The following is a 20124-nucleotide window of genomic DNA, read 5'->3' as shown; positions in this document are numbered from 1 at the left end:
AGCAGCGGCACGAAACTAGTGCCGTCGTCATCCAGCTCGGGGGCTAAACCGAGCAAACCACCCGATGATGCGCTCGCGTAGTCAGAAAGGACTAGTTCGACCTAGTCATGGTCCAGCCCGCCGCCGGACGCGAGTGGGCCAGCCAGGTCGCTCACCCGAGGTAGAGCGCCTCGATCTCCTCGCGCGACTCGCGCATCACGACGCGTCGCTTCAGCTTCAGGCTGGGCGTGAGCTGCCCGCCCTCCTCGGTCCACTCACCGGGCAGGATGGTGAACTTCCGGATCGACTCGGCTTTCGAGACCGCCTTGTTGGCCTCGTCGACCGCCTCCTGGACCGCAGCGACCAGGTCGGGGTCGTCGATGAGGGCGTCGAGGTCCGCCGACTTGCCGTGCTGCTCGGCCCAGGCCGGGAACGTCTCGCGGTCGATGGTGACGAGCGCGCCGATGAACGGCTGTCCGTCACCGACGACGAGGCACTGGTCGACGAGGGCGTGGGCCCGGAGCCGGTCCTCCAGGACGGCGGGCGCGACGTTCTTGCCGCCGGCCGTCACGAGGATCTCCTTCTTGCGGCCGGTGATGCGGACGAAGCCCTCGTCGTCGACCTCGCCGACGTCCCCGGTGTGGAACCAGCCGTCGCGGTCGACCGCCTCGGTCGTCGCCTCGTCGTTGCGCCAGTAGCCGGCGAAGACCTGGCCGCCACGGAAGAGCAGCTCCCCGTCGTCGGCCACGCGCACGCTCGTGCCGGGCAGCGGGCGACCGACCGTCCCGATCTTCGTGGCGTCGGGGAGGTTGGCGGACAGGGCGGCCGTCGTCTCGGTCAGGCCGTAGCCCTCGAGCACGGTGAGGCCGATGCCGCGGTAGAAGTGGCCGAGCCGGTCGCCGAGCGGCGCGCCGCCGGAGATGGCGTACGCGCAGCTCCCGCCGAGCGCCTGGCGCAGCTTGCCGTAGACCAGGCGGTCGAAGAGCGCGTGCTGCGCTCGCAGGCGCACCGGCACCCGCTTGCCGTCGGAGGCCCGCGACCAGGCGATCGCGACGTCTGCTGCGCGGTCGAAGATCTTGCCCCGCCCGTCGGCGGTGGCCCGCTGGGAGGCGCTGTTGAAGACCTTCTCGAACACGCGCGGCACGGCCAGGATGAAGGTCGGCCTGAACTCGCCGAGGTCGGTCACCAGGTTCTTGATGTCGGCGCTGTGGCCCATCCTGGCCCGGCTCTTGACGCAACCCACCTGGATGATGCGCGCGAAGACGTGGGCGAGCGGCAGGAAGAGCAGGGTCGAGGCGTCGTCGGTGTCGAAGAGGTCAGCCAGCTCGTCGACCGCGACGCCGAGCTCGAACATGAAGTTGCCGTGGGTGAGCATGCAGCCCTTCGGCTTGCCGGTCGTGCCGCTGGTGTAGATCAGCGTGGCGACGTCCTGCGGGGTCGCCGTCGTACGACGCTGCTCGAGCACGTCGTCGGAGATGTCGGAGCCGAGGCGGCCGAGCACGTCGACCGCGTTGTCCTGGAGCGACCACACGTGCTGCAGCTCGGCGAGGTCGCCGGACCGGCGGGCCTCGCGGACCCGGGCGAGGTGGTCCGGGCCCTCGGCCACGATGGCGCGGGCACCCGAGTCCTCGAGGATCCAGCCGATCTGCTCGGCGGAGGACGTCTCGTAGATCGGCACGGTGACGGCGCCGGCGAACCAGATGGCGTAGTCGAGGAGCGTCCACTCGTAGCGGGTCTTGGAGAGGATCGCGACACGGTCGCCGGCCTCGACGCCGGCGGCGACCAGCCCCTTGGCGACGGCCTTCACCTCGTCGAGGAACTCGGCGGCGGTGACGTCGGACCACTCGTCGCCGGTGCGTCGGCTGAACACCACGGTGTCGGCGAAGTCGCGGCCGTTGGTGACCACGTCGTCGGTGAGGTTCCCGGTGGACGGGATGGTGATGCTGAGCGGCGACGCGTACTCCCGCACGATGAACCTCCTGAAGGGTGGGGACTGCGGTCCGCAGGCTATCGCCCGATCAGCCGCCCCGAGAACGCCCGGTGCCACCGGCCCAGGCCGGCCGGATCCGTGGGCTAGGCTCCGGCCATGGCCGAACAGACCTCCTCGTCGATCGTCGTCGACGCTCCTCCGGCCGACGTGATGGCCGTCATCGCCGACTTCGAGTCCTACCCCGAGTGGGCCAAGGGCGTGCAGAAGGCGGAGGTCGTCGACCCGGGCACCGGCGACCGGGCCGACCAGGTCTACTTCGCGCTCGACGTCTCGCCGATCAAGGACGAGTACACCCTCGCCTACGACTGGGACGGCGACCGCGAGGTCACCTGGACCCTCGTCGAGGGCAACATGCTCCGGGCGCTCGACGGCGCCTACACCTTGGTCGACCGTGGCGACGGCAGCACCGAGGTCACCTACCGGCTCGCGCTCGACGTCAGCATCCCGTTGATCGGCATGCTCAAGCGCAAGGGCGAGAAGATCCTCATCGACGCCGCGCTGAAGGGCCTCAAGAAGCGCGTCGAGTCGCTCTGACCCGCGGTCCGGGCATGCGGATCCTGCTGTTCACCGGCAAGGGCGGCGTGGGGAAGTCGACCCTGGCCGCCGCCACGGCGTGCGCCAGCGCGGCGGCCGGCCACAAGACGCTCGTGCTGTCGACCGACGCCGCCCACTCGCTGGCCGACGCGCTGGACGTGCCTGCCACCTCGGAGCCGACCGAGGCCGCCCCGGACCTGTGGGTGCAGCACGTCGACGCACAGCAGCGGTTCGAGCGGTCGTGGGCCGACATCCAGGGCTACCTCCTGAGCGTGCTCGACGTGGCGGGGGTCGATCCCGTCGCCGCCGAGGAGCTGACGGTCATCCCCGGCGCGGAGGAGGTGCTCGCCCTGCTCGAGGTGCGCGCCCAGGCGCGGTCGGGGGAGTGGGACGTGCTGGTCGTCGACTGCGCGCCGACCGCCGAGACGCTGCGGCTCCTCGCCCTCCCGGAGGCCCTCGGGTGGTACATGACCCGTGTCCTCCCCGTCGAGCGACGCGTCGTCAAGGCGCTCAAGCCCGTCCTGACCCGGGCGGCGGGCGTGCCGATGCCCGAGGACTCGGTGTTCGACGCGATCGAGCGGCTCCACGCCGACCTCGACGACGTACGCGCCGTGCTGACCGGACCGGAGACGTCGGTCCGCCTGGTGCTGACGCCTGAGTCGGTGGTGCTGGCCGAGGCCCGTCGGGCCTACACGTTCCTGACGCTCTTCGGCTACCGCGTCGACACGGCGATCGTGAACCGCGTCTTCCCCGACGGGGGTGCCGACGAGTGGCGGCGCAGCTGGGTCGTCGCGCAGGCGCGCCACCTCGACGAGGCCGCCGACTCGTTCGCCGGGCTCGACCTGCGCACGTCGGTCTACCGGGCGGCCGAGCCTGTGGGGCGCGACGAGCTGCTCGACCTCGCGGCATCGGTGTACGACGACGTGGACCCGATCGCGCCCGGCGCGTCCGTGCCACCGATGTCGGTCAGCACCACGTCGGCCGGGCTCGTGCTCTCGCTTCCCCTGCCCCTGGCCGCCCAGGACGATGTCGGCCTCGTGCGCAAGGGCGACGAGCTGATCGTCTCGGTCGCGTCGTACCGTCGTCTCGTGACGCTGCCGACGGGACTCGCGCGGCACCGCGTGGCCGGTGCGCGCGTGCGCGACGGTCAGCTCCAGGTCCGGTTCACAGCGCCGGCCGAGCTGCCGGAGGAGGTCTCGTGACCGACGCCGAGCGCGACGAGGTCGGCTCGCTCGGCGAGGAGGCGGCCAAGCTCCTCGGCGCGCTGTCGGGCTGGGCGCGCGAGCACGGGGTCGAGGCCGGTGACGGCCTGTCAGGACTGGCGTCGCAGGCCGCCGCGTCCGCGCACGAGCTCAACGACCACCTCGCCACGGGCGCCGCTGAGTGCACGGTGTGCCCCCTGTGCCGCGCGGTCAGTGCCGTCCGCCAGGTCAGCCCGGAGGTGACGGCTCACCTGTCCGCTGCGGCCACCTCGCTCGCGCAGGCAGCAGCGGCGTTCCTCGCGACCGCCCCGCGCACACCCGGCGCCACGCACGACGTCGAGCACGTGGAGCTCACGGACGACTGGCCTGAGGACGCATGAGCGAGTCACCCCCCGGCGTGGTGGTCGGGGTCGACATCGGCGGCACGAAGGTGCTGGCGGGTGCGGTCGACGACGCGGGGCGGGTCGTTCGCACGGCACTGCGTACGACACCCGGGCGACGCGTGGTGACGAGCCGGGTCGAGGATGCGCTGGTCGAGGCGATCCTCGAGGCGGCGGGCAGCGTGCCCCTCGAGGGGGTCGGGGTCGCTGCGGCCGGCTTCGTCGACTCGGCGGGTGATCGCGTCATGTTCGCACCCCACCTGCCCTGGCAGGGCGAGCCGCTCAAGGACCTGCTCGAGGGGCGCCTCGGCTGCCCGGTCGGCCTCGACAACGACGCCAACTGCGCGGCGCGTGCCGAGGCCCGCTACGGCGCGGCGAAGGGCGCCACCTCGGCGCTGATGGTCACGATGGGCACCGGTATCGGGGGTGCCGTGCTGCTCGAGGGACGGGTGGTGCGGGGCGCCAACGGGATGGCGGGGGAGTTCGGGCACATGCAGGTCGTTCCCGACGGGCAGCCCTGTGAGTGCGGCCGCCGAGGCTGCTGGGAGCAGTACTCCTCGGGCAACGCGCTCGTCCGCAACGCCCGCGCCCTGATGGTCGAGCAGCCGTCGGTCCTCGGGGACATGACAGACGGCAACCCGGACCGGGTCACCGGGCCCATGGTCACCAGCGCGGCCGAGCAGGGCGACCTCGTCGCGCGCCGGGCCTTCGCGTCCGTCGGCGACTGGCTCGGCATCGGTGTGGCGAACCTCGTCGCGGCCCTCGACCCGGAGGTGGTGGTCATCGGTGGTGGAGTGTCGGCCGCCGGTGACCGGCTGCTCGACCCCGCGCGCGACGCGCTTCGTCGTACCCTCGTGGGCGCAGCACACCGCCGGGTCCCCGACCTGCTCGCGGCCGAGCTCGGGCCGCAGGCAGGCATGATCGGGGGCGCCCTGCTGGTGGATCCGTTCAGCTCAGCTTTGTGAGCAGAACGCCCGGCCATCGGTCGTGACGGGGCGGAACAGGAAGAACTTGTGCTCCCACCAAGGCAGCGGTTCGAGCGCTGCCTGGCCGTCGTCCGGTCCCCAGGTCACGGTGCGACCGTGAAGGAGCCCCGTGACCTCGAGGTCGGGGTCGTCCATCGCCATCCGGCGCAGTGCGACGAGGGGCAGTGCCATGTCGTTGTCGGCGCCGGCGGACAGCTCGTCGTCGTTGGACGCCTCGAGCGTGACCATGTCGTCCTGCCAGTCGGTGAGCCGCCACGACGGCATGAACATGTGATTGGGATCGGGTGACTCGGTGCGAAGGTTGGAGAACATGGTGAAGGAGCCAGTGGTTCGCAGGCCGAGATAGGGGTTCAATGCCCAGAAGACGGCAAGTGCCAAGACCGGCAGGTGGTAGAGCCGGACGCGCCCGAGGCTCGAACCCCCGCGCGACTCCCGCAGCACGAGTGCCGTAGCGAGCAGCAGCGCCACGAAATAGAACTGCTGGAAGACGTAGAGCGACGCCAGGGCGACGGAGGTGACGAGGTAGCCGCCGAACACCAGAACGAGGAAGGACAACGCGGCTGTCAAGGGCGGTCGTCTGCGTGCGTCCCGGACGACGCGCGAGCGAGCCGCCCACCCGGTAGTGAGGTCGAGGACCCGACCCGTGACGTCCGGTCGGAGGAAGAGGAAGAACAGCGCGTATACCGTGGAGGTGAAGTCGCCCACGACGATCAACGGGCTCGCGCTGAGGCTGAAGTGAAACGCGAGTCCGAGCATGACCCCCCAGCTGCGCGTGGCAGGCACGGCGAGCAGCAGGAAGACCAGCGTCTCCGTCGCCGTCGCGCCGATGTTGAGTAGGTAGCTGTCCCCTAACGGCCCGACGAGGCCGAACGACACGACCCGGGCGATGGCGTTGGCACAGCTGGTGACGGGGTCAAGGAACGTCGTGTTCCACTTCGAGAGGGCCGCGGCGCCGTATGCCACGAGCAGGATCGCACGCGCTGCGGGAAACGCCTGCTCCAGATCCCGGAGCCCGGTCGAGCGGCTCACGAGCAGCGTGAGCAGTACGGCCACGTTGACCAGCGAGACCAGCGCCCAGTGGTCGGGGCTGAATGGCATCTCCACGGCGTACTCGACGAGCTGCGCGACCATCATCGCGGCGAACACTCGACCCGAGTCCGGACGCAGGAGCACGACCATGGCGAGAGCCACGACGGCCACGCTCCACACGGTGTCGAGGGCGTTTCGGTCGGCGATGACGAGGTGCAGGACGTGGGCGACCGCCCACATGCGGACGAACAGCAGCGCGGCGCGGCGCTGAGGTCGGTGGTCCACCTCGGCCGACGCGGCGTTGTCGAGTTCGCTGGTCATGGCCGTCCCGGTGCTGGCTGGGGATACGCGCCCGTGGCGGGCACCGCACTGAGGTTAGTCAGTCCTCCGGCTCCGCGTGGACGAACACTCAGGTCCGGCGGTAGTCGGCCACCAGCTCGAGGGCGAGCTGCTCGAGGAAAAGGCCGACGTCGGTCACGATGCCGCGTCCCTGGCCGGTGCCGCGGTCGGCGAGCCGGGTGACGGTGGCCGGGTTGATGTCGACGCAGACGAGCGGCACGGACGCGGGAAGGATGCTGGCCGTGGCGACGGCGTAGAGCTGGGTCGCCATCATCAGGCAGTAGCCGAGGTCGTGGATCTCGTCGCGCATGGCTCGCTGGCCCTCGACGACGTCGGTGTGGACCTCGGGGAGCGGCCCTTCGTCGCGGACGGATCCGACGAGGACGAAGCGCTTCCCCTCGGTGACGAGCGCGTGCATCATGCCGCTCGCAAGCACGCCGTCGCGCACCGCGCGCTCGATCGAGCCGGCCTTGCGGATGGCGTTGACCGCCCGGACCCGGTGCTCGTGACCGTGCTCGTGACCGGGCGGGGACGTGCTGTCGTGGCCGGCACCGTAGAGCGCGGTCTCGATGTCGAGCGCGGCCACCGCGTTGCCGGCGAAGAGGACGTCGACCCAGCCGGCCCGCACGAGAGCTGCCATGGCCGGTACGCCGCCCGCGTGGACGACGCCGGGGCCGGCCACCCACAGCAACCGGGTGCCCGCGGCCCGTGCCTCCCGCATCCCGTCGGCCACCTGGCGCACCAGCACCGTCTGCGGGCGCTCCGGACCGTGGTCCGCGTCGAACGGGCGGATTGCCTCGACCGAGGGGGTGGAGCTGGGCACGCTCACCTGGATGCCGGCCGCGCCGATCACGATGCGCATGCCCCGGGTGACGTCGGACATCGGCACTGTCCGCACCCGCGGGTCGCCTGCGGCCGACTCCTCGACGACCAGGCCGCAGTCCATCTCGGGGTGGTCCACGTCGTACCAGCGGCCTCCCAGGCGGACCTGCGTCGCGAGGTTGGTAGTGGCGTAGAACCCGTCGGGCAGCACGCCGTCCTGCTCGGAGGTCGCGACCGCGGCGTCGCCGTGGGCGATCTGGTTGACGCCACGTGTCTGCAGGCGCATGAGGAGGCGCTGGAGGGACTCGTCGTCCGGGGCCTCGACCGTGATGCGGGCACTGCTCGGGTCGTGCGCCTCGTGACCGACGTCGAACTCCTCGATGACGAAGTCGCCGCCGTACTCGCGGATGTCGTCGAGGACGCGCGACAGGATGCCGCTGTCCATCAGGTGTCCTGTGACCTCGACCGTCTCCCGTGCCCCCACCCGGCAGACCCTACGCCTGAGCGAGGTCGGGGGCGCGGCTCAGATGCGTGAGCCGTCGTCCCAGGGGTCGCGGGGCGACTTGGGCATCTCCAGGACGAGGTAGCCGAACCCGCCGACGAACCACCCGACCAGCACCCAGCCGACCAGCGGGTTGACGTAGATCGAGAGCAGACCGATCACGAGGGCGATCAGCGGAGCCACGAAGACGCCGGCCCAGGCGAGGCCGCGCTGCCAGGTGCGGGGGACGGGGAACGGGGGCGCCGGCGGTGGCCGGAAGCGCTCGGACTTGGCAATGGCCTGCTCGCGTCGCTCCACCTCGTCGTCGTCCCGCAGGTGCTCCGGCAGGTCGTCCGAGGGCGGGCTCCCGGGGCTCGCGGGAGCGTCGGAGGAGGGACCCTCGGGGGCGGGTGCCGCCTCGTCCGACGGGGCCGACGGGTCGTCCAGGACAGCGCGCTCGCCGTAGTTCTCGACGATCTCGCGCCACGCGAGCTCGGTGCGGCTCTCGTCCTCCGGGCGACTCACGGGATCTACGGTAGCGGGGGCGTGGTCTCCACGCTCCCTGCGCTCGTACCTCGACCACCCGGCGACACGACGTTCGGGGGCCTCACAGCTGCCCGGCTGGTGCACACTGTGCCCGTGAGGATCCCCTTCCGCGGCGCGCAGGCCGCACCCCTCGACCCCACCCTGGTCGCGCCGATGTCCACCCCCGCCAACCCGGCCCTGACCGGTGGTCGGCGCGTCGGTGTGCTCGTCGTGCACGGCTTCACCGGCAGCCCCGCCTCGATGCGGCCGTGGGCGCAGGAGCTGTCAGCGCGCGGGTACGCCGTCGAGATGCCGCTGCTGCCCGGCCACGGCACCCGGTGGCAGGACTGCAACAAGGTCACCTGGTCCGACTGGGTCGCGACCGTCGAGGGGGCGTTCGACACGCTCGCAGCCGAGAACGACGCAGTCTTCGCTGTCGGCCTGTCGATGGGCGCGTCGCTGTGCCTGCGCCTCGCCGCAGACCGCGGCGAGGAGCTCGCCGGCCTCGTGCTGGTCAACGCGGCCGTCGACACGCTGCGCAAGGACGCGGTGCTGCTGCCCGTCCTCAAGCTGGTGGTGCCTGCCTTCCCCGGGATCCGGAACGACATCAAGAAGCCCGGCATGGACGAGGTCGCCTACCCCGTCATGCCGCTGAAGGCGGCGTACGAGATGTCCACCGGGTGGTCGCAGCTGCGACGGGACCTGCCGAAGGTCACCATCCCGGTGCTGTCGTTCCGCTCCACGGACGACCACGTCGCGGACATCTCGACGTCGAAGGCCCTCCACGCCAGCTTGTCGTCCAAGGACTTCGAGGAGCGGTTGCTGGAGGACAGCTATCACGTGGCCACCCTCGACAACGACGCCCCGCGGATCTTCGCGGAGTCCGCCGCGTTCATCGAGCGGGTCACCAGCGAGCAGCAGGGATAGTCTCGGACCGTGCTGTACTGGTTCCTGAAGTGGATCGCCCTCGGGCCGGTCCTGCGACTCGTGTTCCGGCCCAAGGCCTACGGCATCGACCACGTGCCGGAGGAGGGTCCCGCGATCCTCGCCAGCAACCACCTGTCGTACGCCGACTGGCTGTTCATGCCGCTCACGCTCACCCGGCGGGTCACCTTCGTCGCCAAGGCCGAGTACTTCACCACCCCCGGCATCAAGGGCTGGTTCCAAAAGAAGTTCTTCACCGGCGCCGGGCAGGTGCCGATCGACCGGTCGGGCGCCAACGCCGCGGAGGGCGCCATGAAGTCGGCGATGAAGATCCTCGCAGAGGGCGACCTGTTCGGGATCTACCCCGAGGGCACCCGGTCCCACGACGGCAAGCTCTACCGCGGCAAGACCGGCGTGGCCCGGCTCGCGCTCGAGAGCGGCGCCCCGGTCATCCCGTGCGCCGTGGTCGGCACCGACGTCGTGGCCCCGACCGGCAAGGTCTACGGCACGTGGACGCGTCCGGTCGTGCGCTTCGGCAAGCCCCTCGACTTCTCCCGCTACGCCGGCATGGAGAACGACCGCTACATCCTGCGCTCGATCACCGACGAGATCATGTACGAGATCATGCGGCTCTCCGAGCAGGAGTACGTCGACCTCTACGCCAGCAAGGCGAAGGAGCTCGACAAGGAGAAGGCCAGGCAGGCCGAGCGCGAGAAGGCCGAGCGGGAGAAGGCGGCGCGCGAGCAGGCCGAGGACGGGCCTGAGCAGAAGGCGTCCTGAACGCCGACCCGCACCCGCGGCAGCAGCAGCCGCGGGCCGACTCCGCCCTCGCTGTCGAGGACCGGCTCTACTCCGCGCTCGCCATCGTGCGGGTCGTGGTCACGATCAACATGGTCGCCCTCAACGCCTACCGGCGCGACAGCTTCTCCCGTCCGACCCTCGCCCTGGCGGTGGTCCTGGCCCTGGTGGTGTGGACCGGCGTCGCGATCTGGCTCTACGGCCGGCGCTCCACGCGCACGCCCGCGCTGCTGGTCACCGACCTGCTGATCGCCGTGGCGGCGATCGGCGTCACGCCGTGGCTGAAGTCGGAGAGCTTCAACGCGACGCTGCCCGGCTTCTGGGTGATGGGCGCGCTGCTGGCGTGGGCGATCCACTGGCACTGGAAGGGCGGTCTCGTGGCCGCGGTCGCCCTGTCGCTGGCGGACCTCCTGCCGCGTGAGGCGGTCGACCAGGGCAACTACGGCAACGTCTTCCTGGTGCTCATCGGCGGGCCGATCGTCGGCTACATGTGCGAGTCGCTGCAGCGGATGGCGCGGGAGCGGGACGCGGCCGAGCATGCCGCCGCGGCGGCGGAGGAACGGACCCGACTCGCGCGCGCCGTGCACGACGGCGTGCTGCAGGTGCTCGCGATGGTGCAGCGCCAGGGTGCCGCCTCCGGCGGGCAGTGGGCCGAGCTCGGCCGGCTGGCAGGCGAGCAGGAGCGCGGGCTGCGTTCACTGATCCGGCAGCAGGACACGGTGCCGGCCCGGTCCGGCGGCAGGGTCGACCTCGCCGGCGCTCTCGAGGCGATGGCCACGGCGCACCCGGTCCGGGTCGAGGTGGCGACGCCGGGCGGCGCCGTCCTGGTCGACGAGCACGTGGGCACCGAGACCGTCGCTGCTGCCAAGGCGTGCCTCGACAACGTGCTGGCCCACGTCGGACCGGACGCCGGGGCGTGGATCCTGGCCGAGGCCGCAAGCGACGCGATCACGGTCTCCGTGCGCGACGACGGTCCAGGCATGCCCCCGGGCCGGGTGGTCGAGGCAGCGGCCGAGGGGCGACTCGGCGTCTCCTCCTCGATCCGCGGCCGCATCGAGGGCCTCGGCGGCACCGCCACCGTCCAGAGCGGCGAGTGGGGCACCGAGTGGGAGCTGACGGTCCCGCTAGCGTGACCGCGTGACCATCCACGCCGGCCACCCGTTCCCGACCCCCGACGACCCCGTACGACGCCTGCGCGGGCGTCTCGGCGGGGCGGTCTCCCTCTGGACGGCGGGGGACGACGTCGGACGGGCGGGCCTGACGGTCACGTCGTGGCTGGTGGCGGGCGGCGACCCCGGCCGGGTGCTCGCCCTTCTCGACCCCGACGCCGACCTCACCGAGGTGCTGCTCGGGACCGGCAGGGGCGTCGTACAGCTGCTGTCGTGGTCGGACCGCGACCTGGCAGACGCCTTCGCGGGCGTCGCCCCGGCGCCGGGCGGCCCGTGGCGGATGGCCGCGTGGGACCAGAGCACGCACGGTCCGCGGCTCGCCACCGCTGCCGCCTGGGCGCTGGTGAGCGTCGAGACCGAGGTCGAGGTGGGCTGGTCCCGGCTGGTGACCTGCACGCTGGACGGGGTCGTGGTCGGCGACGATCCCGAACCGCTCGTCCACCGGCGGGGTCGTTACGTACCGCCGGGCGACTGAGCGGTCTACGCTGCGGTCCAACCGGGAGGGGGATCCATGGTGAGGGTGATGGTGGTCGACGACCATCCGATGTGGCGCGACGCGGTCGAGCGCGACCTGCAGGCGGCCGGCCACGAGGTCGTGGCGGTGGCGGCCAACGGCCGTGAGGCGATGGCGCGGTTCCCGGCGGCGGCGCCGCAGGTGGTCGTGCTGGACCTCCAGCTGCCCGACCACAGCGGGGTGCAGGTCACCAGCATGATGCTGGAGCACGACCCGACGGCCCGGGTGCTGATCCTCTCGGCCAGCGGCGAGCAGGACGACGTGCTGGAGGCGATCAAGGCCGGCGCGACGGGCTACCTGGTGAAGTCGGCCTCGAGCGCCGAGCTCATCGACGCCGTGACGCGGGTCGCCGACGGCGACACCGTCTTCACCCCCGGCCTCGCCGGTCTCGTGCTGGGGGAGTTCCGGCGCATCGCGGACGGCCCGGCCGACGACCCGCGCGACCAGCTCACCGAGCGGGAGACCGAGATCCTCAAGATGGTCGCGACCGGCATGAGCTACAAGCAGATCGCCGCGCGCCTGGTCCTGTCGCACCGCACCGTGCAGAACCACGTCCAGAACACCCTGCGGAAGCTGCAGATGAACAACCGCGTGCAGCTGACCCGCTGGGCCATCGAGAACGGCCTCGACGGCAACGCCTGAACCGCTCGTTCAGGATGGGACGGTCACGACGGCGAGCACGCGGTTCCCGGCGTCGGCACCGGCGAGCTCCACCCGCCACTGGTCGTCGCCCTCCGACACCCCACACGGGAGGGGCTGCGCCCCGGGATCGGCGCACGCCAGCGACAACACCTCCTGGGACCGCACCACCCGGACGTCGCGCGCCTGCGTCGCGGAGACGTCGAGTGACGTCGTGGTGGCGAGTCCGCGGCCGTCCGCGGACGAGCTGAGCTCGACGGCACCCGTCATCCGGTAGCGCACCTGGATCCGGGTCGCGTCCGCGAAGGTGTACGTCGCGCCGCTCGGCGCGACCGTTGCGGGACCGGACGCCGCGCGACCGTCGGCGGTCACCTCCACGCCGGTCGCCGAGACCTCCGCGCCGTCGAGCTCCGGCAGGGTGAGGCTCAGCTCGCCGATCGGGTCCTCCGCGTGGATCCAGTGGGTGACCGCCAGGTCACCGCCGGGCAGCACCTCGGTCACGGCGCGCGACTCCGCGGCGATCGGCCAGCCGTCGATCGGCAGCGACGCGGTCGGAGTGCCTGACTGCTGACCGGGTCCGACGACCTGCCACGCCACGACCCCGCCCGCGACCACGCCCACCAGGGCAGCTGCCGCGAGCGCGAGCGTCCTGCGGGACTGGCGTCCTGAACGGGGGGCGGGTCCCGTCGGCGGAGAGACGGGCGGGGCGGTCGGTGCGGGGCTCGGCACGGTCAGCGGTGCGGCGACGGCGTCCGGCTCAACCGGACTTGTCGTCCGAAGTTCCCGCTTGTCGGCTGAAGTTTCGGCCGACAAGTGGGAGCTTCCCCGGATATCCGGGGATCCCGCGGCGTCCGGAGCCGTCGTGGTCGGGGCAGCGGCCTCGACAGGTGCCGGGTCGGGCGGCTGGACGACGGGCGGGACCGCCGATGGCGGGGCGACGGAGGGGCCCGCCGGCGGGGAACGACGTGCACGCGGGGGAGCGGGGCGCGGCCGGATCGCCTCCTGCGCCGGGGCACGGCGCGGGGCCGGGGGAAGGACGTTGGGGAGCCGCTTCTGGTACGGCTTCTTCGGGCTCACCTCGCCTCCGGCGTGCCGAGGGGCACGGCCGTGACCACGGCCAGGTTCTGGTAGCCGCCGCGGGAGGCGTCGTACGGCGGCGCGCACGTGACGAGGGTCAGCCGCAGGTCGCCCGCAGCGTCGTAGATCCAGGCGTCGTCGACGAGGCTGCCTTGCGGCACCAGCCGGCGCGACCGCACCTCGAAGTCCTGGCGCAGGCCGTGGGCCTCGAGGCGGATCCGCGCACCCTCACGGACCGTGAGCAGCTCCGCGAACGGCCCCAGGCCCTCGGAGTCGGAGTCGACGTGGGCCGCGACGAGGATCGACCCGAACGGGTCACCGATGCGCGAGCCGCCGCGCCACCACCCCGCGACGTCCACGTCGTCGGGCACGTCCAGCACCCCGGTGCCCGTGGTGCCGGCCCCGGACACGGGTACGACGCGCCCGCTGGGCAGCGTCGCCCGGACCGGCCGCCGCGGCGCCACGACCGACTCGGCGCGCCGGGCGGGGGTCACCGGCTCGGCGGAGGACGAGGAGGGAGTGGACGACGGGGCGGACTCGGGCGACGCGGAGGGCGACCGGGTGTCTGGACGGGTGGCGTCGGTGCTGCCGGCACAGCCGGTGGCCACGACGAGGCAGGCGGAGATCATGAGCGCGCGGGTGCGGACGCTCATCCGGTCGGCGGCACGAGGCGCGAGCGGCGCCGCCGCAGTCCCACGCCGGAGACGCCCAGCGCCACGAACAACGCCGCGCCGAGGGCTCCGACCGCCGGGAGCAGGCCGCGGTCGCCGTCGGCCGTCGAGCCGTTGAAGGTGGTCACCCTGTCCCCGACCAGCCCCGCCGACCCGGTCTCGATGCGCGACGGCCGGACGCTGCCGTCGGCCGCCAGGTCGACGGTGTGGGCGATGACGTTCATCGAGCCGTCGCGCGGGTTGCCGTAGGCGTAGATCATCGAGAGGGTGCGCGCCTTGAGGGCCACGTCGAGCGGACCGAGGATGGGGTCGGCGCCGGCCGCGCCCGAGGGCAGCAGCGCCACACTGATCGAGCCCTCCGGCACGTCGGCGTCGGCGAACTCGCCGTTGGCGATGTTGGTGAACACCGTCTGGCCGTCGACCTCGACGTCGGCGGGTGCGACGGTCGCCGTGTGGGCGAGGAGGACGCGGGCCTTGCCGGGACCGATCGGTCCGGCCGGGGCGAGGTAGGAGTGGACCACCGGGTCGCCCCCGACGTCCGCAGGGAGGTGCAGCACGACGTCGCTGGTGTCGCCGGCCCCGACGTCGAGGGTCGACTCCACCTTGACGCCCGTGCCACGGAACGAGATCTCGTGGCTGCCGGGCGCGAGCTCGAACGGTCCGAGCACCTCTCCGACGCCGGCGCCGCCGGCGACCGGGCGACCGTCGACGGTCACGTCGACCGTCGCCCCGGGCACGGCCTGCACGACGTTGACACGGGCCGGTGACGGTGCCGGGACGTCAGCCCCGGCCGGTGCCCCGGCGATGAGTGGCAGGCACGCGGCCGCCAGTACTGCTGAGAGTCGACGCATTCCGACCACACCCCCATGGCCCCACCACGACGTCGTCCCGGACGGAACGCCGGCCCTCACCTGAACACCCCGGGGTCAGCGGCCTCAACCCCGATATGGGGTACGTCTGTCCGCAGCGACACGCCTAGGGTTGAGCCGTGGAGACCGGGACGAGGACCTGGCGTCGGGCCACGGCGGAGGACGCCGTCGCGCTGCGCGACCTGGAGCGCACCGCGAGCCAGACCGGGCTGGCGCACGTGTTCGGCGAGCTGCCCTACCCCGACGACGACGTGCTGGCGCGCTGGGCGCTGCTCCTCGACGACCCGGAGGTGACGGTCGAGGTGGTCGAGGACGAGCGGGGGATGGTCGTCCTCGCCGCCCACGACGGTGCCACGCTGCGGCACCTGGCCGTCCGCCCCGACCACTGGAGCGCCGGTCTGGGCCGCGAGGGGTTCCGCCGGGCCGAGGCCGCCGGAGCGAGACGGCTGTGGGTGCTGGAGGCCAACGGACGGGCGCGCGGGCTCTACGAGTCGCTGGGCTGGACCCCGACCGGGGTCACCCAGGAGTGCCCCTGGGCGCCGTACCCGACCGAGGTCGAGTACGCCGCTCCCTAGGATCGGGGCATGCCGGACGCCGACCCGTTGCTGGAGATCGCCGACGACCTCTACGCCCTGCCGCTCGCGGACTTCACGCCTGCCCGCGATGCGCTCGTCAAGGAGCACAAGGCCGACAAGGCGCTCGCCGCCTCGATCAAGGGGCTGCGCAAGGCCTCGGCCGCGGCGTGGGTGGTCAACCTGCTGGTGCGACGCGACCCCGACCAGGTGGATCAGGTGCTGGCCGTGGGGGAGGCCCTGCGGGAGGCGCAGGAGAACCTCGACGCCACCCAGCTGCGGGAGTTCACGAAGCAGCGCCGTCAGCTGACCGCGACGGTGACCACGTCCGCGCGTCGGATGGCGCGCGAGGAGGGGGTCCGGACGACCGAGTCCGTCGCCGAGCAGGTGGAGGCGACGCTCACCGCCGCGATGCTGGAGCCGGACGCCGCCCGTGCCGTGCGCAGCGGGCTGCTGGTGACGTCGTTGTCGGCGACCGGGCTCGGCGACCTCGACCTCAGCGGTGCCGTGGCGCTGCCCGAGGCGCTCGGCTTCAGCGCGAAGTCCCGCCCGGCCCCGGCACCCGACCCGACGCAGCGGCCCCAGCTCCACGTCGTACCCGATCCCGACGCCGACGTGAAGGCCCGGGCGGCCGCCGACGAGCGCCTCGCGGACGCCCGCGCCGTGCTCAAGGAGCACGAGAAGGAGCACCGCGCCGCGCGCCGGGCGGTGGAGAAGCTGCAGGCGCGGACCCTGCAGGTCCAGTCCGAGATCGACGAGCTCCGCAGCCAGATCGCGGCCCTCGAGGACACGCTGGAGGAGGTCGACGACGAGCTCGCCGAGGCAGAGGCAGCGCAGGCCGAGGTCGAGGAGGCCGTCGACGAGGCGCGGTCGGAGGTCGACGCCGCACGCGAGGCGCGCGAGCGGACCTGACTCAGCCAGCCCAGCCCTTCGACCGCTCCACCGCATCGGTCCAGCGGGCGTACGACGCGTCGAGTGCCGCACGGTCGCCACCGGGCTCGAAACGCCGGTCGAGCGCCCACGTGTCCCGCAGGTCGTCGGTCGATCCCCACACCCCCGTGCCGAGCCCGGCCAGGAACGCGGCGCCGAGAGCCGTCGTCTCGACGATCTCGGGGCGCTCCACCGCGCGACCGACCTGGTCGGCCTGGAGCTGGCAGAGGAAGTCGTTCTCCGCCGCCCCGCCGTCCACGCGGATCGTGGTGAGCTCGGGCAGCGTCTCGAGCACGTCGCGGACCTCGAAGGCGATCCCCTCGAGCGTGGCCCGCACGAGGTGGGCGCGGGTGGTGCCGCGGGTGATGCCGAGGATGGTGCCGCGGGCGTGCGGGTCCCAGTGGGGCGCGCCGAGCCCCGTCAGCGCGGGGACGAAGACCACCCCGTCGGTGTCGTCGACGGTCGCGGCGATCGCCGCCGTCTCCGCGGCGTTGCCGACGATCTGCAGCCCGTCGCGCAGCCACTGGACCGCCGCCCCGGTCACGAAGATGGCGCCCTCGAGGGCGTAGGTGAGCTCGCCGTCGGGGGAGCGCCAGGCCGCAGTCGACAGCAGGCCGGCGTCGCTGCGCACCACCTGGGTGCCGGTGTTGGTGAGGATGAACGAGCCCGTGCCGTAGGTGCACTTGGACTCACCCTCCTCGAAGCACGTCTGCCCGAAGAGTGCGGACTGCTGGTCGCCGGCGACGCCCGCGATCGGCAGCGAGAGCCCGAGGAACACCGTCGGGTCGGTCGGCGCGATCTCGCCCCAGTTGGGGACCAGGTCGGGGAGGGCGTCACGCGGCACGCCGAAGAGCTCGCACAGCTCGTCGGACCAGTCGCCCGACTCGAGGTCGAGCAGCAGGGTGCGGCAGGCGTTGGACACGTCGGTGACGTGCCAGGTGCCGCGCGTCATCCGGGCGATGAGGTAGGAGTCGACCGTGCCCACGGCGTACCGTCCCGACTCCACCAGCGCCCACGTGTGCGGCTCGTTCTCGGCCAGCCACATCAGCTTGGTGCCGGAGAAGTAGGGGTCGAGGCGCAGGCCGGTGAGCTCGGTGACGCGGTCCTCGTGGCCGTCGGCGCGCAGCCGGTCGCAGATGTCGGCCGTACGACGGTCCTGCCACACGATGGCGCGGCGGGGCGAGCCGAGCGTCTCGCGATCCCACAGCACGACGGTCTCGCGCTGGTTGGTGATGCCGACCGCCGTGAGCTCGGACTGGTCGACCTTGGTCAGGACCTCCCGCGTCGCCTCCAGGGTGGCCTGCCAGATCTCCTCGGCGGAGTGCTCGACCCAGCCGGGCTGCGGGAAGTGCTGGCGGAACTCCTGGTAGCCCTTGGCCTGGATGCGGCCGTCGGGGGTGACGACGACGGCTGTCACACCGGTGGTGCCGGCGTCGATCGCGAGGATACTCATGCTTCCTCGCCCCGGATGATCGCGAGGATCCGGCGGTCGATCCACGCCGGCCGCGCGCCCGAGTCGACGCGCATCTCGTAGTTCTCCGAGCCGACCCACATGTGGAAGCTGTCCTTGCCCTCGGCCTTGGCCAGCGACTCCAGCTCGATCATCAGCGCGTCGTCGACCGGCACCTGCTCCTCTGGGGTCGACGCCGTCAGGTAGAGCTCGTTCAGGTCGACCAGCCGGGCCAGCTCCGTGACCGGGTCGGCGTGGTCGTCGACGCGCAGGTCGACGGCGACGTCGTCGTGCCCGCCGTAGCCGGCCCCGTCGCGTACGACGAGCAGTGCCGCCGACTGGCGCCCGCGGCTGTCACCTCCCGCGTCGTCGCCGGCGGCCAGCGCCGCGAGCAGCCGTCTCTCGAGCGGCTGTGCCTCGGACGCGATCCACGCACGCTCCATCGCCTCCACCACGTCGGGACCGGTGAGGATGTTGCCCTGGATCGCGTAGCCGCCGCGCTCGCCGCTGCGCCCGGTCGTCCCACCGGCCCAGGCGAAGCACTCGGAGCCGGTCCACGTCACGGCGTTGCCGTCGGAGTCGACGACGCCCACCTGCCGGTGCTCGCGGCCCTCGTCCTCCTCGACCAGCCGGTCGAGGGCGACCTGCGCGGTCGCGCCGTCGTCGAGGTGGGCCAGCCCGAGGTACTTGAAGGCGAGGTTGGCGTCCGCCTGCGTGGCGATGGCGCCGACCCCGGCCGCCGCTGCCGGCACGGCGGACCCGACCGCCAGGAACTTGGAGGCCACGGCCACGCCCCACGACTCACCGTCGTCGGACCGGGCCACGATCGAGAAAGTCATGTGCCGAACATAGTGGCAGTGAGGAACGCGCTGCCGCTGTGTGGGAGGCAGGTCGAGTGACCCGCACGGCCGAGCCGGCGAGGCCGTGACCGGGTCGTATCGAGACCCATGGATCCCGGGGCGTGGCGTCGGACCCCCGATCTAGGGTGATCCTGTGCTGACTCGTCTCGGATTCCCCCGCGTGGGGGAGCACCGCCGCTTCGTCGCGGCGATCGTTGCCGACACGGTCGGCAGCGGGCTGTTCATGCCGATCACGCTGCTCTACTTCCTCGCGATGACCGACCTGTCCCTCGTGCAGGTCGGGTCCGCTCTGTCGCTGTCCGCGGTGCTGACGATGCCCGGCGCCTTCGTCATCGGGAGCCTCGTCGACCGTTTCGGCCCGAGGAAGATGATGCTCATCGGCAACCTCGTCCAGGCGGTCGGCATGGCGGCCTACCTGTGGGCTGACTCGCTGCTCGCCGTCGCGCTGTGGACGGCTCTGCTCAACCTCGGGCGCCAGTCCTTCTGGGGCTCCTTCGGAAACGTCGTCACCGCGATCTCGGCGCCGGGGGAGCGGGAGCTGTGGTTCGGCTTCCTGCAGGCCGTGCGCAACCTCGGCTACTCGATCGGCGGGGTGCTCGCCGGACTCGCGCTGCAGGTCGGCACCGACGTCGCCTACCAGTCGGTGGTGGTCGTCAACGCGGTCACCTTCGTGATCGCCTTCGTCCTGCTGCTCGACGTGCCCGACCACCGCGTGGTGCATCCCGCCGACGCCCCGGTCGAGGGCTGGGGAGTGGTGCTGCGCGACACCGCCTACCTGCGGCTCGTGCTCGGTCAGCTCGGCTTCGTGGCCGGGATGATGGTGCTCAACTTCGCCCTGCCGGTCTACGTCGCCGAGACGATCGACCTGCCCGGCTGGGTGGTGGGGGCGATCTTCACGCTCAACACGGCGCTGGTCGGCCTTGGCCAGGGTCTCGTCGTACGCCGCATGACCGGGCGAGTGCGGGCACGGATGATGGGCCTGGCGCAGCTGACCTTCGTCGCCGCCTACGCCCTGTTCGTCGTCGCCGGCTGGCTCCCGGTCTGGCTGGCGATCGTGGTGATGCTCGTCGGAGCCGCGATCTACACCGCCGGTGAGCTCACCGGCGGGCCGGTCTTCAGCGCGACCGCGGCCGAGGCCGCACCCGACCACCTCCGCGGCCGCTACCTCGGCCTGTTCCAGCTCAGCTGGGGGCTCGGCGGAGCGGTGACGCCGGTGGCGTTCACGTGGCTCCTCGCCCACGGCCAGACGACGCTGTGGTGGGTCCTGGCGCTGGTCGCGCTCGCCAGCGCGGCGTACCTCCAGCGGCTGCCCCAGGTCCTGCCCGCGGCGGGCAAGCGCGTGACCAACCGGGTCGAGGAGGAGGCCCCGGAGGCGGCGTGAGCC

General features: G+C 72.3%; 21 protein-coding genes. 12 read left to right on the top strand and 9 right to left on the bottom strand.

Features of this window, described 5'->3' with window-relative positions:
* Positions 1 to 151: 151 nt before the first annotated feature.
* Positions 152 to 1948: an AMP-dependent synthetase/ligase gene (locus AC1DP1_RS14905; protein WP_477507471.1), complete on the bottom strand. Its 1797-nt coding sequence runs from the start codon at positions 1946 to 1948 to the stop codon at positions 152 to 154.
* Positions 1949 to 2065: 117 nt separating this feature from the next.
* Here AC1DP1_RS14905 and AC1DP1_RS14900 point away from each other — a divergent pair, with 117 nt between their 5' ends.
* Genes AC1DP1_RS14900 through AC1DP1_RS14885 form a run of 4 tightly spaced genes read left to right on the top strand, consistent with a single transcriptional unit; the run spans position 2066 to position 5050 of the window.
* Positions 2066 to 2503 carry an SRPBCC family protein gene (locus AC1DP1_RS14900; RefSeq protein WP_457185383.1) on the top strand — a complete coding sequence of 146 codons (438 nt, stop codon included), beginning with the start codon at positions 2066 to 2068 and terminating at the stop codon, positions 2501 to 2503.
* A gap of 14 nt (positions 2504 to 2517) precedes the next feature.
* The gene (locus AC1DP1_RS14895) at positions 2518 to 3705 is read left to right on the top strand and encodes an ArsA family ATPase (RefSeq protein ID WP_477507470.1); all 1188 of its coding nucleotides are present in this window, start codon (positions 2518 to 2520) and stop codon (positions 3703 to 3705) included.
* On the top strand, positions 3702 to 4085 hold the full coding sequence (locus tag AC1DP1_RS14890; RefSeq protein WP_477507469.1) for a hypothetical protein: 384 nt from the start codon (positions 3702 to 3704) through the stop codon (positions 4083 to 4085). Before AC1DP1_RS14895 ends, AC1DP1_RS14890 begins: the two co-directional genes overlap by 4 nt.
* Positions 4082 to 5050 carry an ROK family protein gene (locus tag AC1DP1_RS14885; protein ID WP_477507468.1) on the top strand — a complete coding sequence of 323 codons (969 nt, stop codon included), beginning with the start codon at positions 4082 to 4084 and terminating at the stop codon, positions 5048 to 5050. Before AC1DP1_RS14890 ends, AC1DP1_RS14885 begins: the two co-directional genes overlap by 4 nt.
* On the opposite strand, the gene AC1DP1_RS14880 is transcribed toward AC1DP1_RS14885, so the two are convergent.
* From AC1DP1_RS14880 to AC1DP1_RS14870, 3 genes are all read right to left on the bottom strand, one after another.
* On the bottom strand, positions 5039 to 6421 hold the full coding sequence (locus AC1DP1_RS14880; RefSeq protein WP_477507467.1) for a hypothetical protein: 1383 nt from the start codon (positions 6419 to 6421) through the stop codon (positions 5039 to 5041). The two genes, AC1DP1_RS14885 and AC1DP1_RS14880, sit on opposite strands and share 12 nt — an antisense overlap.
* Before the next feature lie 88 nt (positions 6422 to 6509).
* Positions 6510 to 7745, bottom strand: coding sequence for an ornithine cyclodeaminase family domain (locus tag AC1DP1_RS14875; protein WP_477507466.1), 1236 nt, complete (start codon positions 7743 to 7745; stop codon positions 6510 to 6512).
* 39 nt (positions 7746 to 7784) lie between these two features.
* On the bottom strand, positions 7785 to 8267 hold the full coding sequence (locus AC1DP1_RS14870; RefSeq protein ID WP_477507465.1) for a hypothetical protein: 483 nt from the start codon (positions 8265 to 8267) through the stop codon (positions 7785 to 7787).
* 114 nt (positions 8268 to 8381) lie between these two features.
* Between AC1DP1_RS14870 and AC1DP1_RS14865 the strand changes: the two genes are divergently transcribed.
* Genes AC1DP1_RS14865 through AC1DP1_RS14845 form a run of 5 tightly spaced genes read left to right on the top strand, consistent with a single transcriptional unit; the run spans position 8382 to position 12314 of the window.
* Positions 8382 to 9194: an alpha/beta hydrolase gene (locus AC1DP1_RS14865; protein ID WP_477507464.1), complete on the top strand. Its 813-nt coding sequence runs from the start codon at positions 8382 to 8384 to the stop codon at positions 9192 to 9194.
* 9 nt (positions 9195 to 9203) lie between these two features.
* Complete coding sequence (locus tag AC1DP1_RS14860; protein WP_457185395.1) at positions 9204 to 9971, top strand: lysophospholipid acyltransferase family protein; 768 nt, start codon at positions 9204 to 9206, stop codon at positions 9969 to 9971.
* Positions 9968 to 11122: a MacS family sensor histidine kinase gene (gene macS, locus AC1DP1_RS14855; protein WP_477507530.1), complete on the top strand. Its 1155-nt coding sequence runs from the start codon at positions 9968 to 9970 to the stop codon at positions 11120 to 11122. The genes AC1DP1_RS14860 and macS overlap by 4 nt, the downstream gene beginning before the upstream one ends.
* A 4-nt stretch (positions 11123 to 11126) precedes the next feature.
* Positions 11127 to 11633, top strand: a complete 507-nt coding sequence (locus AC1DP1_RS14850; RefSeq protein ID WP_477507463.1) for a flavin reductase family protein — start codon at positions 11127 to 11129, stop codon at positions 11631 to 11633.
* Positions 11634 to 11669: 36 nt separating this feature from the next.
* Entirely contained in the window at positions 11670 to 12314 is a 645-nt protein-coding gene (locus AC1DP1_RS14845; RefSeq protein ID WP_457185399.1) for a response regulator, read from the top strand.
* A gap of 9 nt (positions 12315 to 12323) precedes the next feature.
* On the opposite strand, the gene AC1DP1_RS14840 is transcribed toward AC1DP1_RS14845, so the two are convergent.
* From AC1DP1_RS14840 to AC1DP1_RS14830, 3 genes are all read right to left on the bottom strand, one after another.
* Entirely contained in the window at positions 12324 to 12926 is a 603-nt protein-coding gene (locus AC1DP1_RS14840; protein ID WP_477507462.1) for a hypothetical protein, read from the bottom strand.
* Positions 12927 to 13384: 458 nt separating this feature from the next.
* The gene (locus tag AC1DP1_RS14835; protein ID WP_477507461.1) at positions 13385 to 14041 is read right to left on the bottom strand and encodes a class F sortase; all 657 of its coding nucleotides are present in this window, start codon (positions 14039 to 14041) and stop codon (positions 13385 to 13387) included.
* A complete protein-coding gene (locus AC1DP1_RS14830; protein ID WP_477507460.1) occupies positions 14038 to 14910 on the bottom strand; it encodes a DUF4397 domain-containing protein in 873 nt (290 codons plus the stop codon). The genes AC1DP1_RS14835 and AC1DP1_RS14830 overlap by 4 nt, the downstream gene beginning before the upstream one ends.
* A 137-nt stretch (positions 14911 to 15047) precedes the next feature.
* Here AC1DP1_RS14830 and AC1DP1_RS14825 point away from each other — a divergent pair, with 137 nt between their 5' ends.
* The gene (locus AC1DP1_RS14825; RefSeq protein ID WP_477507459.1) at positions 15048 to 15503 is read left to right on the top strand and encodes a GNAT family N-acetyltransferase; all 456 of its coding nucleotides are present in this window, start codon (positions 15048 to 15050) and stop codon (positions 15501 to 15503) included.
* Between the two features lie 9 nt (positions 15504 to 15512).
* Positions 15513 to 16412: a zinc ribbon domain-containing protein gene (locus tag AC1DP1_RS14820; RefSeq protein ID WP_477507458.1), complete on the top strand. Its 900-nt coding sequence runs from the start codon at positions 15513 to 15515 to the stop codon at positions 16410 to 16412.
* A gap of 1 nt (position 16413) precedes the next feature.
* On the opposite strand, the gene glpK is transcribed toward AC1DP1_RS14820, so the two are convergent.
* The gene (gene glpK / locus AC1DP1_RS14815; protein WP_477507457.1) at positions 16414 to 17883 is read right to left on the bottom strand and encodes a glycerol kinase GlpK; all 1470 of its coding nucleotides are present in this window, start codon (positions 17881 to 17883) and stop codon (positions 16414 to 16416) included.
* The gene (locus tag AC1DP1_RS14810; RefSeq protein ID WP_477507456.1) at positions 17880 to 18719 is read right to left on the bottom strand and encodes a DUF1028 domain-containing protein; all 840 of its coding nucleotides are present in this window, start codon (positions 18717 to 18719) and stop codon (positions 17880 to 17882) included. The genes glpK and AC1DP1_RS14810 overlap by 4 nt, the downstream gene beginning before the upstream one ends.
* Positions 18720 to 18873: 154 nt before the next feature.
* Between AC1DP1_RS14810 and AC1DP1_RS14805 the strand changes: the two genes are divergently transcribed.
* Positions 18874 to 20121 (top strand): MFS transporter, encoded by a 1248-nt coding sequence (locus AC1DP1_RS14805; protein ID WP_457185415.1) that lies wholly within the window; start codon positions 18874 to 18876, stop codon positions 20119 to 20121.
* Positions 20122 to 20124: the final 3 nt, after the last annotated feature.

This window comes from Nocardioides sp. P4_G10 (assembly GCF_056401175.1).
The sequence above is the reverse complement of the archived record's forward strand: the minus strand, read 5'-3'. Positions and strand labels throughout refer to the sequence as shown.

What these genes read in the sequence shown, in the direction of transcription:
- AC1DP1_RS14900 (WP_457185383.1), top strand. Translation starts at nt 2,066, where the DNA reads ATGGCCGAACAGACCTCCTCGTCGATCGTCGTCGACGCTCCTCCGGCC.
- AC1DP1_RS14895 (WP_477507470.1), top strand. Translation starts at nt 2,518, where the DNA reads ATGCGGATCCTGCTGTTCACCGGCAAGGGCGGCGTGGGGAAGTCGACC.
- AC1DP1_RS14885 (WP_477507468.1), top strand. Translation starts at nt 4,082, where the DNA reads ATGAGCGAGTCACCCCCCGGCGTGGTGGTCGGGGTCGACATCGGCGGC.
- AC1DP1_RS14880 (WP_477507467.1), bottom strand. Translation starts at nt 6,421, where the DNA reads ATGACCAGCGAACTCGACAACGCCGCGTCGGCCGAGGTGGACCACCGA.
- AC1DP1_RS14845 (WP_457185399.1), top strand. Translation starts at nt 11,670, where the DNA reads ATGGTGAGGGTGATGGTGGTCGACGACCATCCGATGTGGCGCGACGCG.
- AC1DP1_RS14835 (WP_477507461.1), bottom strand. Translation starts at nt 14,041, where the DNA reads ATGAGCGTCCGCACCCGCGCGCTCATGATCTCCGCCTGCCTCGTCGTG.
- AC1DP1_RS14830 (WP_477507460.1), bottom strand. Translation starts at nt 14,910, where the DNA reads ATGCGTCGACTCTCAGCAGTACTGGCGGCCGCGTGCCTGCCACTCATC.
- AC1DP1_RS14820 (WP_477507458.1), top strand. Translation starts at nt 15,513, where the DNA reads ATGCCGGACGCCGACCCGTTGCTGGAGATCGCCGACGACCTCTACGCC.
- glpK (WP_477507457.1), bottom strand. Translation starts at nt 17,883, where the DNA reads ATGAGTATCCTCGCGATCGACGCCGGCACCACCGGTGTGACAGCCGTC.
- AC1DP1_RS14810 (WP_477507456.1), bottom strand. Translation starts at nt 18,719, where the DNA reads ATGACTTTCTCGATCGTGGCCCGGTCCGACGACGGTGAGTCGTGGGGC.